A 12,211-nucleotide genomic window follows, 5' to 3' on the forward strand; every position below is an offset into this window, starting at 1 on the left:
GCGCGGCTGTTGACGGTCCGCGCCAGACGCCTTGCGCGTTGCCGCTTGCCTTAGCCGTGCAGCGCGCGGCCGAAGGCGGCCAGCACCGATTCGTGCAGCGTTTCCGACAGCGTCGGATGCGCGAACACAGTGTGCATCAGGTCTTCCTCGGTGGCCTCCAGCGCCGCCGCCACGCCGTAGCCGGCGATCAGTTCGGATGCCTCCGGGTGGATGATGTGCGCGCCCAGCAACTCGCCGGTCTTCGCGTCGAACACGGTCTTGACCAGGCCCTGGTCCTCGCCCATGGCAATGGCCTTGCCGTTGCCGGCGAAGGTGAACTTGCCCACGCGGATCTCGCCGCCCGTGGCCTTGGCGTGGTCGCGGGCGCGCGCCTCGGTCATGCCGATGCTGGCGACCTGCGGGTGCGAGTAGGTGCAGGCGGGAATGCGCAGCGGGTCGAGCGGATGCGCCGGCAGGCCGGCGATGGCTTCGACGCACAGCACCGCCTCGTGGCTGGCCTTGTGCGCCAGCCACGGCGCGCCGGCCACGTCGCCGATGGCGTAGACGCCGGGCTCGGCGGTGCGGCCCAGGCCGTCGGTGACGATGTGGGTTTTCTCCACTTTCACGCGGGTCTGCTCCAGGCCCAGGTTCTCGACATTGCCGACGATGCCGGCGGCGACGATGACGCGCTCGGCTTCCAGTTCGAACGATTTGCCCTGTTGCTCCAGCACGGCCTTCACGCCCGTGGCCGTCAGGCTGGACGACTTGACCGCGCATTGCGTCAGCACGCGGATGCCTTGCTTCTCGAAGGCCTTGCGCGCCAGCGCGGAGATCTCGGCGTCTTCCTGCGGCAGGATGTCGGCGGTCATGTCGATCAGCGTCACCTCCGCCCCGACCGCGCGGTAGAAGCTGGCGAACTCGGCGCCGATGGCGCCCGCGCCCACCACCAGCAGCGACTTGGGCAGCGCTGGCGGCGTCAGCGCCTGGCGGTAGGCCCAGATGCGCTCGCCCAACGGCAGCGCCGGCAGGTCACGGGCGCGCGCGCCGGTGGCCAGGATGATGTGGCGCGCCGACAGCGTGGCGCCGTTGTCGAGCGCGACGCGGCCGCCGCCGGCCAGCCTGGCGCTGGCGGCCAATACTGTCACGCCGTTCTTTTTCATCAGGTGCGCCACGCCCTGGCCCAGGCGGCCGGCGACCTTGCGCGAGCGCGCCACCATCGCGGCCAGGTCCGGCTGGGCCGCGCCCGCGCCGGTCACGCCGTACTGCTCGGCCTCGCGGCAGGCGCGCAGCACGGTGGCGCTGTGCAGCAGCGCCTTGGTCGGGATGCAGCCCCAGTTCAGGCAGATGCCGCCCAGCTCGGCGCGCTCGACCAGCGCGGTGGACAGGCCCAGCTGCGCCGCGCGGATCGCGGCCACGTAGCCGCCAGGGCCGCCGCCCACCACCACCAGGTCAAACGAAGTCTTGGTCATGGCGGGACTCACAGCAGGATGCGCACGGGGTTTTCGATCAGCGCGCGCAAGGCGGCCAGCCAGCGTGCGCCGACGGCGCCGTCCACCACGCGGTGGTCGGCCGACAGCGTCACGGTCATGACGGTGGCGGCCTTCAGGTCGCCGTTGTCGTCCACCACCGGGCGGCGCTCGGCCGCGCCCACCGCCAGGATGGCGGCCTGCGGCGGGTTGATGATGGCGGCGAACTGCTTGATGCCGTACATGCCCAGGTTGCTGACCGTCAGCGAGCCGCCGGTGAATTCCTCGGGCTTGAGGCGATTGACCTTGGCGCGGCTGGCCAACTCGACGATTTCGGCGGCGACGGCGGACAGCGGCTTGACGTCGGCGTCGCGCACGATCGGCGTGACCAGGCCGCCGTCGGTGGCCACGGCCACGCTGATGTCGGCGCCGGCGTGCAATTCGATGGCGTCGTCGTGCCAACTGGCGTTGACCTCGGGCACCTCGCGCAACGCCAGGGCGGCGGCGCGCACGATGAAGTCATTGACCGACAGCTTGACCGCGCCGCCCTGGTTGGCCTGCGCGCGCAGGGCCAGCAGCGCGTCCATGCGGCAATCCACCGTCAGGGTGAAGTGCGGCACCTGCTGCTTGCTTTCGGTCAGGCGGCGGGCGATGGCGCGGCGCATGCCGGAATGCGGCACGCGGCGGCTGGCGGCGCGGTGGGCTTGCGGCGCGGCGGGGGCGGGGGCGCGGTCGCGCGCGGCTTCGACATCGCGGCGCACGATGCGGCCGCGCGGGCCGGTGCCTTGCACGTCGAGCAGGTTCACATGCCATTGCGCGGCCAGGCGGCGCGCCAGCGGGCTGGCGAAGCGGCGGGCGCCGGGAGCGGGCGCCTCGGCGGCGGCGTCAGGCGCGGCGGGCGTGGCCGAAGCGGCGGAAGCGGCGGGCGTGGCGGCGGCCGGCTTGGCCGCCTGCGCGCCGCTTTCCGCCAGCGCCTGGTCGATCGCCGCGGCGTCTTCGCCCGGCGCCAGCAGCACGCCGATCACGGTGTTGATCGGCACCGATGCCGGGCCGGCCTGTACCACGATGCGGCCGAGTACGCCGGCGTGCTCGGCGTTGATCTCGACGATCGCTTTCTCGGTTTCGATTTCGGCCAGCGCATCGCCCACGGCGACGGTGTCGCCTTCCTGCTTGAGCCACTGGTGCAGCGTGCCGGTGTCGGCATCGGCCGCGACGGAGGGGAGCTTGATAAGGTGTGCCACGTGTCGTTCGTCCTATTCTGCGCGCGCGGCCAGGTCGGGCCGGTAGGCCGCCGGGTCGTCGTATTCGACCAGTTCCAGCACATTGCCTTCGGGGTCGCGGAAGAAGGCCAGCCAGGTGCCGGGCCGCACTTCCATCGGCGCCGGTTCGCTGTCGAAGGCCACGCCGCGCGCCCGCAGGCTTTCGACGGTGCCGGCCAGGTCATGCACGATGAAGGTCAGGTAGGTGTTGCCCTGGCGGTCGAGGATGGCGGCGCCGCGCGCCGCGGCTTGCGGCGCCACGGCCGGCTGCAGCAGCTTGATGCGCTCGCCGTATGAGGTCTGCAGCCGCGCCACGTCGTAGCCGTGCTGCGTCAGGCCGGTGGCGCGGGCCTTGTCGGCCGGTACGCTGACGCGGTTGACCAGGGTCAGGCCGACCACCTCGGTGTAGAACGCCAGTTGGGCGTCCAGGTCGGCGCAGCAAATGCCGACTTCCATCGGCACGCTCATGTGCAGGGCGGCGCTCATGCGCGTTCTCCCAGGTCGGCCAGCACGTCGTGCAGGCCGGCGATGACTTCTTCGGTATCGGCGAAGGCGGCGCGTTCCAGCACCTTGGAGATGCTGGGCGAGGCCTCGCCGCCGGTGACGCGCTTGACCGGTTGATCGAGCCAGTCGAAGTAGCGGCGCTGGATCTCGTCGGCCAGCATGGCGCCGTACGAGGTGCCGCGCGCGCCCTGTTCGACGATCAGCACGTTGTTGGTCTTCTGGATGCTGGCGCCGATGGTGTCCCAGTCGAGGTTGGCGCGGTCCAGCGTGCGCAGGTCGATGACTTCGGCGTCGACGCCGGTCTCTTCCGCCGCCTTCAGGGCGCGGCCGACCATCGACAGGTAGGTCAGCACCGTGACCTTGGAACCTTCGCGGCGCACGCGCGCCTTGCCGAACGGGATGGCATAGTCGAGGTCGTCGGCGGGCACTTCGCCCGACGAAGCGTACAGGTCGACGTGCTCGATCACCAGCACCGGGTCCTTGGAGGCCAGCGCGGTGTTCATCAGGCCGATGTACTCGTAGGGCGTGGACGGCGCGACGATGCGCCAGCCGGGCGCGGTGGCGAACACGCCGGCCGGGTCCATCGAATGCTGCGAGCCGTAGCCCGTGCCCATCGCGACCTTGGTGCGCAGCACGAACGGCACGTCGATGTCGCCGCCGAACATGTGGCGGGCCTTGCCGATCTGGTTGAAGATCTGGTCGGCCGCGACCCACATGAAGTCGGGGTACATGAATTCCACCACCGGTTTGTAGCGGCCGTCCATGGCCAGGCCGCCGCCCAGGCCGGCGAAGGCGTTCTCGGAGATCGGCGTGCCCAGCACGCGGTCGGGGTACTTGTCTTTCAGGCCGCGGGTGGCGCCGTTGGTGCCGCCCTTCAGGCGGTGCACGTCCTCGCCCAGCACCACGACGCCGGGGTCGGTTTCCATGCGGCGGTCGAGCACGTCGGCCACCGCGTCCACGAACTTGCGCTCGGCGCGGGCGCCGGCATGGTCGGCGGCGTCCTGGTAGCGCAGGCCGGCCAGTTCCGAGCCGTCGCTGCGCAGGCCCACGTCGCGGAAGTCGGGGCGCGGCCACAGATCGGCGCGCACGCGGCGCTTGCCGCCGTCGGTGGTCTCGGTCAGGCGGCCGGCGACGTCCGTCATCACGTCCTTGCAGCGCTGGCGCAGGGCATCGACCTCGGCCTGGGTGATCAGCTGGCGGCCGATCATCTCGGCGGCAATCTTGTCCAGCGGATCGCGGCGGCGCCATTGCGCTTCCTCTTCCTTGCTGCGGTAGCCGAAGGCGCTGCCGGGGAAGGGACCGTTTTGATGGAAGAAGCGGTAGACGTCCACTTCGATGATGGTGGGGCCGTTACCGGCGCGCATATGGGCCACGGCTTCCGACATGGCCAGGTGCACGGCCAGCGGGTCCATGCCGTCGACCCGCCAGGCCGGGATGTTGAAGGCCTGGCCGCGGGCCGACAGGCGCGGCTCGGCGGTCGATTCCTCGACCGTGGTGGACACGGCGTAGCGGTTGTTCTCGATGAAGAAGCACAGCGGCGTCTTCCACGCGGCGGTCAGGTTCATCGTTTCGAGCACCGAGCCGATGTTGACGGCGCCGTCGCCGAAATAGGTCACGGCCACGCGGTCGGTGCCAGCGTGGCGGTGGGCCCAGGCCGCGCCGGCGGCCAGCGGCACGCCGCCGCCGACGATGGCGTTGGTGCCGAGGGCGCCGGCTTCCAGCCAGCGCAGGTGCATGCTGCCGCCACGGCCGCGGCAATAGCCTTGCGCCAGGCCCATGATCTCGGCCAGGGTCTTGTGCAGCACTTCGTCGATGGCGGGCGTGAGCGGGTCGCGCGGGTCCAGGCCCCGCGGCGCGACGTGTTGCAGCGCCTTGGCTAGGAACTGGTGGTGGCCGCGGTGCGAGCCGTTGATCTGGTCGCCGGCGCCCAGCGCCAGCACCGAGCCGACGGCGCCGCCTTCCTGGCCCACCGACGAGTGGGCGGGGCCGTGCACCAGGCCCGCGGCGGCCAGGTCCAGCACCGCCTCCTCGAAGGCGCGGATCCAGTGCAGCTGCGTCAGCATGGTGGCCAGCAGCGTGGGGTCGGCCTGTTGCCAGTCCGAGGCCTCGACGGTCAGTTGCCGCCAGGGCGCCTGGGAGCCAAGCGGTTGGTAGGTGGCCATGAATGAATCTCCAGAATGTGGGTAAGCGTCGATGCGGCAGAGGTCAGAGGTAGCTGTAGCGGCTCCAGCCGCCGTCGGCCACCAGGGTGTGTCCGGTGATGTAGGCGGCCTGGCGCGATGCCAGGAACACCGCCAGGTCGGCCATCTCGCCCGGCTGCGCCAGGCGCCGCAGCGGTGTGCGCTGCTTGAGGCGTTCGGGGTCGAGGCGGCCGCGCGCGGCCAGGTCGCGCACCAGGTCGGTCTCGACATAGCCGGGGGCCAGCGCGTTGACGCGCACGCCCGCCGGGCCCCATTCCACCGCCAGGGTCTCGGTCAGCAGCACCACCGCGCCCTTGGTGGCGCAGTAGGCGGCGCGGTCGGGCGCGGCCACCACGCCGTACATGGAGGCCAGGTTGATGATGCAGCCCTCGCCCTTGGGCACCATGCGGCGGCCGGCGGCCTGGGCGCACAGGAACACGCCGGTCAGGTTGATGTCGACGGCGCGGCGCCATTCGTCGGGCGTGACCTCCAGCGACGGTTTGTTGGCCGAGATGCCGGCGTTGTTGACCAGCACGTCGATGCCGCCCCAGGCCTGCTCGACCTGGACGAAGGCGCGCTCGACCGCGTCGGCGTCGGTGACCGAAGCCTGCGCGGCCAGGGCCTGCCCGCCGGCCGCCTGCAGCCCGGCCACGGCGGTGTCCAGCGCCGCCGGGTCCATGTCCAGCAGCGCCACCCGCGCGCCCTGGCGCGCGAACGCCTCGGCGGTGGCGTAGCCGATGCCTTTGGCGCCGCCGGTGATCACCACGTTCTTGCCGCGCAGCTCGGCGTGGCGTACTTCGGGAGTATTGTCCAAGTGCTTGCCTCTACAGATAGGGCGGTCAGACCGCCAGCCATTCCTGGACCACGTCCTGGCGCTCATGCAATTGCGCGGGCGGTCCTTCGAAAACGATGCGGCCGTGGCCCATCACGCTCACGCGGGTGGAGACCTTCAGCGCGATGGTCAGCTTCTGCTCGACCAGCACCACCGACACGCCGCGCTGGTGGATGTCGCGGATCACATCGGCGATCACTTCCACGATCTTCGGCGCCAGGCCTTCGGTGGGTTCGTCGATCAGCATGACCTTGGGGTTGCCCAGCAGCGAGCGGCACATGGTCAGCATCTGCTGCTCGCCGCCGGACAGGTTGCCGGCGCGGGTATTGCGGCGTTCCTTCAGGCGCGGGAAATAGCCGAACATTTGCTCGATGGTCCAGGCCGGCGCGTCGGGGCGGACCGGCTGCTCGCCCATGCGCAGGTTCTCGTCCACCGTCAGGTTGGCGAACACCTCGCGCTCTTCCGGCACGAAGCCCAGCCCGGCGCGGGCGATCTCGAAGGGGCGCTTGTTGGTGATGTCGCGGCCTTCGATGGCGATGCGGCCACCGGTCACTTCCACCAGCCCCATGATGCTTTTCATGGTGGTGGAGCGGCCGGCGCCGTTGCGCCCCAGCAGACTGACCACTTCGCCGCGCCCGACCGCCAGGTCGACGCCGTGCAGGATGTGGCTCTTGCCATAGTGGGCGTGCACGCCTTGCAGGGCCAGCAGGGGGGATTGCATGCTCATACCGTTTCCTCTCCCAGGTAGGCTTCGCGCACGCGGGCGTCGCCGCGGATCTCGGCGGGCGTGCCGGTGGCCAGGATCTCGCCATAGACCAGCACACTGATGCGGTCGGCCAGCGAGAACACCACCTGCATGTCGTGCTCGACGATCAGCAGGGTGCAGTCGCGCGTCACGTCCTTGATCAGCTCGACGGTGTAGTCGACCTCGTGCTGCGACATGCCGGCCATGGGCTCGTCCAGCAGGATCACCTTGGGCCGCGAGGCCAGCGTCATGCCGATTTCCAGCGAGCGCTGCTCGGAGTAGTTGAGGTCGCCCGCGGCGGTATGCTGCTTGGGCGCCAGGCGCACTTTCTCCAGCAGTTGGTCGACGTTCTCGTTGACCGCGCGGTGGCGCGCGATGGGGCGCCAGAAGTTGTAGACCAGGCCGTGCATGCGCAGCACCGCCAGCCGCAGGTTCTCGCGCACCGACAGGCGCGGAAAGACGTTGGTGATCTGGAATGAGCGCGCCAGGCCGAGGCGGTTGATGCGCTCGGGCGGCAGGCCGCCGATCGGGCGCGAACGCAGGCTGATGTCGCCCGAGGTCGGCGCGAACGAGCCAGACATCAGGTGGAACAGCGTGGACTTGCCGGCGCCGTTGGGGCCGATGACGGCGTGGCGTTCACCGGCCTCGACCTGCAGGTTGACGCCGCGGATGATCTGCGCGTCGCCGAAGGACTTGCGCACGTCGGTCAGGGTCAGGATGGCGTGGCTCATTTTGCGGTCTCCAGCACGGGCGCGGCCTCGGTCTGGCCGCGCCACAGGGCCTGCGCCCAGCGGCAGGCCAGCAGGCCGCCCGCGAACAGCGCCAGCGGCAGCAGCCAGGTCGACAGCGCCAGCGGCGCCCAGTCGTGGCCGAACAGGGGAATGGCGGGCCAGCCGGCCTCGGGGTTCAGCGCCAGCAGCGAGCGGTAGTCGCGCGCGAACATGCGTTGCAGCATCTCCACCGTGAACACCGTGGCGCCGGTCAGCAGCAGGCCGCCGGCGACGGACACCGCCGCGCGCGGCAGCCAGTCGGCCAGGCCGCGCTGGCGCAGCGACTTGGCGGCGCGTTGCACCAGGCCCACCAGGCCATCCGGAACGAACAGCATCACCAGCACGAACAGGATGCCCTGGTACAGCAGCCACGAACGGGTGATATCGGCCAGCGTCTGCGACAGGAAGGTCAGGATCGAGGCGCCCAGCACCGGGCCGAGGAAGGCGTTGACGCCACCGATATAGGCGAACAGCACCGCGTCGGTCGACAGCTTGACCTCGAACAGCACGTAGTTGCCGGCCTCGATGTTCAGCGCCTGCAGGCCGCCGGCGATGCCGGCGAACATGGCCGACAGCGCGAACACCATGGTCTTGAGCGTGTGCGGCCGATAGCCCAGGTAGCGCAGGCGGTTGGCGTTTTCGCGCAGGCCCAGTGTCAGCCGGCCCAGCGGCGTGCGGGTCAGGCCATAGAGCGCGGCCAGCGACACCAGCACCCAGGCCAGCACCAGGAAGTACACCTCGATATCGGAGCCGAAGGTGAAGCCCCAGGCCGGCATGCGCATGGCCGACAGCCCGGCTTCGCCGCCGAACACGCCCTTCAGGTGCGGCGCCAGCGCGTGCAGCAATTCGGCCAGCGCCAGCGTGATCATCGAGAAGTAGACGCCGGCGCGCAGGGTGGCGAACCAGCCCGCGACCAGGCCGAACAGCAGGCCGGCCACGCCGCCGGCCAGCGGCATCAGCGGCGTCGGCAACAGGCCGGCGCCGCCCAGCGCATTCATGGCGTGAATGGTGGCGAAGGTGCCGACACCGAAGTAGGCGGCGTGGCCGAAGGACAGCATGCCGCCCTGGCCGGCCAGCAGGTTGAAGGCGCAGGCGAACAGGGCCGCGATCAGCATCTGCACCGCCGCCACCAGTTGGCCCGGCGGCAGCAGCCAGGGCAGCGCGCACAGCGCCGCCACGCAGACGAGCAGCAGCAGGGCGGCGCTGGCGCGGCGCGAGGAATTCTGGTTCATGCCTGCTCTCCCTTCAGGCCCGAGGGCTTGACCAGCAGTACCACCAGCATCAGCAGGAAAGGCAGCGTCGCCGCCAGGCTGGAGATCTTCACCGTCATCAGACCGCCAACGCTCTCGGCCCATTCGCCGGCGCCGAACAGGCCGAACAGGGTCGCCAGGCTGGCGTCGATGCCGACCGAGAACGAGCTGATCAGGCCGATCAGCAGCGAGGCGATCATGGCGCCTTCGAGCGATCCCAGGCCGCCCACCACGACCACCACGAACACCAGCACGCCCAGCTCCAGCGCCATGTTCGGATTGGTGGTGTAGAACGCGCCCGCGACCGCGCCGGCCAGGCCGGCCATCGCCGCGCCCACACCGAACACGCTCATGAACACCAGCGGCACGTTGTGGCCCAGGGCCTCGGCCATGCGCGGCCGATAGATGGCCGAGCGCACCACGATGCCGACGCGGGTGCGCGACAGCAGCAGGTAGATCACCGCGAACATGGCCAGCGACACGCCGCCCATCAGCAGGCGGTAGAAGGGATAGTCGGCATCGAACACGCGGAAGGCCGCGAAGTTCAGGAATTGCGGCACGCGGTAGTCGACCGGGAAGTCGCCGTAGAACAGCTTGATCAGTTCGGCCACGATGAACGCCAGGCCGAAGGTCACCAGCAGTTCCTGCGCGTGGCCGAATTTGTGCACGCGGCGCAGGAAGAAGCGCTCCACGCCCATGCCCAGCACGCCGGCGATGACGGTGGCCAGCACCAGCGCGGTCCAGAACCCGGTGACGGGCGTCAGGGTGTAGGCGGCATACGCGCCTATCATGTAGAACGAGGCGTGCGCGAAGTTGAGCACACCCATCATTCCGAAGATCAGTGTCAGGCCTGCCGACACCATGAATAGCAGCAGGCCGTAAATCACGCCGTTCAACAGCGAGACGGTAAAGTATTCCATGTCCGCTCCAAAATCCTTGCGCGCAGGCGCAGCGCGCCTGGCGATCCATCACGCCCTGGTTTTCCGGCCCCGCGCCGGCGAGCGTTTTATTGGCGGGTGACCGCGGGCGGCGCGCCGCCCGCGGCGACTCGCGGCATCAGTCCGGACGAACCATCTTGCAAGTGGCCTGCGGCGGCGCGGACACGTCCGCGGCGGACAGCACCTTGACCGGTTCGAAGCCCATGTCGGTGCCGTCGGCCTTGTACTTGGCGTTCTTGCTGACCTTGGACACCACCATCGGCAATTGCACCTGGTGGTCGGCCGCGCGCATGGTGTACGTGCCCAGCGCCGAGGTGTAGGTGACCTTCTCCAGCGCGCGCGCCAGGTCCGGCACCGACAGCTTGCCGTCCTTGGGCTTGACCTGCTTGAGCGCTTCGCCCAGGAAGGTGATGCCGATCACGGTCTGCGGCTCGGTGTAGCTCGGGTAGTGGCCGGTCTTGGACTTGTAGTCCTCGGCGAACTTGGCGCCTTCCTCGCCCGCGGCTTCGATGTTGTAGGGGTGGGCGATGTAATGGCCCAGCGCGACTTCGCCGGCGTTGGCGAGGTTGCCGACCTGGTCCAGGAACACGGTGGCAAAGCGCACCTTCAGCCCGGCCGACTGCGTCGCCTTCATCAGCAACAGCAGGTCGTTGGACCAGTTGCCGGTGATGACGGTGTCGGGATTGGCCGAGCGGATACGCGCCACGTAGGGCGCGAAGTCCTGAATCTTGTTGACTTCGTGCAGCGTCTTGCCGACCACTTCATAGCCGTACTGCTTGGCGAAGCGCTCAGTGGCGCCCTCCATGTCCTGGCCCCAGGAATAGTTCTGGTTGATGGCGTAGACGCGCTTGCCCAGCGTGCCGTCGGCCGCCATGACCGAGGTCAGCGCCTTGACGCGCAGGTCGGCGTTGGTGGCGAAGCGGAAATGGTAGAAGTGGCACTTCTGGCCGGTCAGTTCCAGCGCCTCGCCGCCCACGTTCAGGAACACGACTTCCTTGCCCGGGTTGCGCAGGTTGTGCTTGCGCACGTCTTCGGTGAGTTGGCCGGAGATGGCCGACGACGAGCCCTGCACCAGGATCTGCACGCCTTCGGCGGCCGCGGCGCGGAAGCGGTCGGAGGCGCCCACGGGGCCGCCCTGGTTGTCGAATTCGACCAGCTCCAGCGGTTGGCCATTCCAGCCGCCGGCGGCGTTGATGCGGTCCAGTTCGTACTTGACCGCGGCGCGGAATATCAGGCCGGTCGAGGCCTGCGGGCCGGACAGCGTCTCGATCAGGCCGATCTTGACGGGCGCGGCCTGGGCCGATGCGGCAATGCCGGCCAGGCACAGCAGGCCGGTGGTGAAAGCCAATTTCATGCGTGTCTCCTCCGTGGAACGGGAGTGGTAGGTCCGTGAATCAAGCAAGCGCGCTTTACCGCGGCTCTTCTATGCCCAGGAAGCGGGCAATTTCGGTGAGTTGTCCTTCCAGCATGTAGAGGCCGGGATGGGTGCGGCAGCCGCGCGCGGCGGCGGCGCGCAGCAGCGGCGTGTCGACGCGGCGCATTACGGCATCGGCCACCACGGCGCCGGTCGCCAGCGCATCCAGCTGGAAGGGCAGGGGATCGTTGTCGTCCAGGCCAAGCGTGGTCGCATTGATGGCGATGTCACAGGACTCGGGACGGGGACCGGCCAGCGAGATGGCCAGGCCGGGGAAGTGTTGCGCCAGGCGCGCGGCGAAGGCCTCGGCCTTGGCGGCCGAGCGGTTGTACAGGCGCAGGCTGGCCGGACCGGCCTCGGCAATGGCGCAGGCGATGGCCTTGCCGGCGCCGCCCAGGCCGGCCAGGTAGACATGGCGGCCGGCGGGGTCATGCCCCTGGCCGCGCAGGCCGGCGACAAAGCCCAGGCCGTCGAAGTTGCCGCCGGTCAGGCAGCCGTCGCGCACGCGCACGGCATTGACCGCGCCGATCAGTTCGGCGGCGGGGGTGAGGGCGTCGCACAGCGCGGCGGCGCTTTCCTTGTGCGGCACGGTGACCACCAGGCCGCCCAGGTTGGCCAGGCCGCGCAGGCCCGCGAACAGGCCGGGCAGGCCGGCGGCCGCGACGTGGAACGGCACCATGACGGCGTCGATGCCGCGCTCGCGCAGCAGGGCGTTGAGCCGCTGGGGCGTCTTGACGTGCACGATCGGGTCGGCCGCGATCGCGAATACGGTTGTGCTGCCGGTGATTTCCACCTGATTGTCCCCTGCCTGTCATGCGGCTATTGGCCGTGTTTTCTTGACGCCCTTGCTTGAAATCGCCAGTTGCTTTACGCT

The 12,211-nt window shown here is 69.7% G+C and carries 11 protein-coding genes; all 11 read right to left on the reverse strand.

The window, feature by feature from the left end; translation table 11 throughout:
• Nucleotides 1–50: 50 nt before the first annotated feature.
• The 11 genes from lpdA to K2W61_RS10920 all read right to left on the reverse strand — a co-directional run bounded on the left by lpdA (nt 51) and on the right by K2W61_RS10920 (nt 12,130).
• Complete coding sequence (lpdA, locus tag K2W61_RS10870) at nt 51–1,448, reverse strand: dihydrolipoyl dehydrogenase (protein WP_236755585.1); 1,398 nt, start codon at nt 1,446–1,448, stop codon at nt 51–53.
• Between the two features lie 8 nt (nt 1,449–1,456).
• Complete coding sequence (locus tag K2W61_RS10875; RefSeq protein ID WP_236755587.1) at nt 1,457–2,686, reverse strand: pyruvate dehydrogenase complex dihydrolipoamide acetyltransferase; 1,230 nt, start codon at nt 2,684–2,686, stop codon at nt 1,457–1,459.
• Nucleotides 2,687–2,698: 12 nt separating this feature from the next.
• Nucleotides 2,699–3,190, reverse strand: a complete 492-nt coding sequence (locus K2W61_RS10880) for a VOC family protein (RefSeq protein ID WP_175133009.1) — start codon at nt 3,188–3,190, stop codon at nt 2,699–2,701.
• Nucleotides 3,187–5,370 (reverse strand): alpha-ketoacid dehydrogenase subunit alpha/beta, encoded by a 2,184-nt coding sequence (locus K2W61_RS10885; RefSeq protein WP_236755588.1) that lies wholly within the window; start codon nt 5,368–5,370, stop codon nt 3,187–3,189. The genes K2W61_RS10880 and K2W61_RS10885 overlap by 4 nt, the downstream gene beginning before the upstream one ends.
• A 43-nt stretch (nt 5,371–5,413) precedes the next feature.
• On the reverse strand, nt 5,414–6,202 hold the full coding sequence (locus K2W61_RS10890; protein WP_175141241.1) for an SDR family NAD(P)-dependent oxidoreductase: 789 nt from the start codon (nt 6,200–6,202) through the stop codon (nt 5,414–5,416).
• A 25-nt stretch (nt 6,203–6,227) separates the two neighbouring features.
• On the reverse strand, nt 6,228–6,947 hold the full coding sequence (locus K2W61_RS10895; protein ID WP_236755589.1) for an ABC transporter ATP-binding protein: 720 nt from the start codon (nt 6,945–6,947) through the stop codon (nt 6,228–6,230).
• Nucleotides 6,944–7,696 (reverse strand): ABC transporter ATP-binding protein, encoded by a 753-nt coding sequence (locus tag K2W61_RS10900; RefSeq protein ID WP_175133005.1) that lies wholly within the window; start codon nt 7,694–7,696, stop codon nt 6,944–6,946. The genes K2W61_RS10895 and K2W61_RS10900 overlap by 4 nt, the downstream gene beginning before the upstream one ends.
• A complete protein-coding gene (locus K2W61_RS10905; RefSeq protein WP_236755590.1) occupies nt 7,693–8,967 on the reverse strand; it encodes a branched-chain amino acid ABC transporter permease in 1,275 nt (424 codons plus the stop codon). The genes K2W61_RS10900 and K2W61_RS10905 overlap by 4 nt, the downstream gene beginning before the upstream one ends.
• Complete coding sequence (locus tag K2W61_RS10910) at nt 8,964–9,905, reverse strand: branched-chain amino acid ABC transporter permease (RefSeq protein ID WP_006386228.1); 942 nt, start codon at nt 9,903–9,905, stop codon at nt 8,964–8,966. Before K2W61_RS10910 ends, K2W61_RS10905 begins: the two co-directional genes overlap by 4 nt.
• A gap of 136 nt (nt 9,906–10,041) precedes the next feature.
• Nucleotides 10,042–11,277: a branched-chain amino acid ABC transporter substrate-binding protein gene (locus K2W61_RS10915; RefSeq protein ID WP_236755591.1), complete on the reverse strand. Its 1,236-nt coding sequence runs from the start codon at nt 11,275–11,277 to the stop codon at nt 10,042–10,044.
• 55 nt (nt 11,278–11,332) lie between these two features.
• Nucleotides 11,333–12,130, reverse strand: a complete 798-nt coding sequence (locus K2W61_RS10920) for a shikimate dehydrogenase family protein (protein WP_175133002.1) — start codon at nt 12,128–12,130, stop codon at nt 11,333–11,335.
• Between the last annotated feature and the right edge of the window lie 81 nt (nt 12,131–12,211).

This window comes from Achromobacter pulmonis, from assembly GCF_021733725.1.
GTDB lineage: Bacteria > Pseudomonadota > Gammaproteobacteria > Burkholderiales > Burkholderiaceae_B > Achromobacter > Achromobacter pulmonis.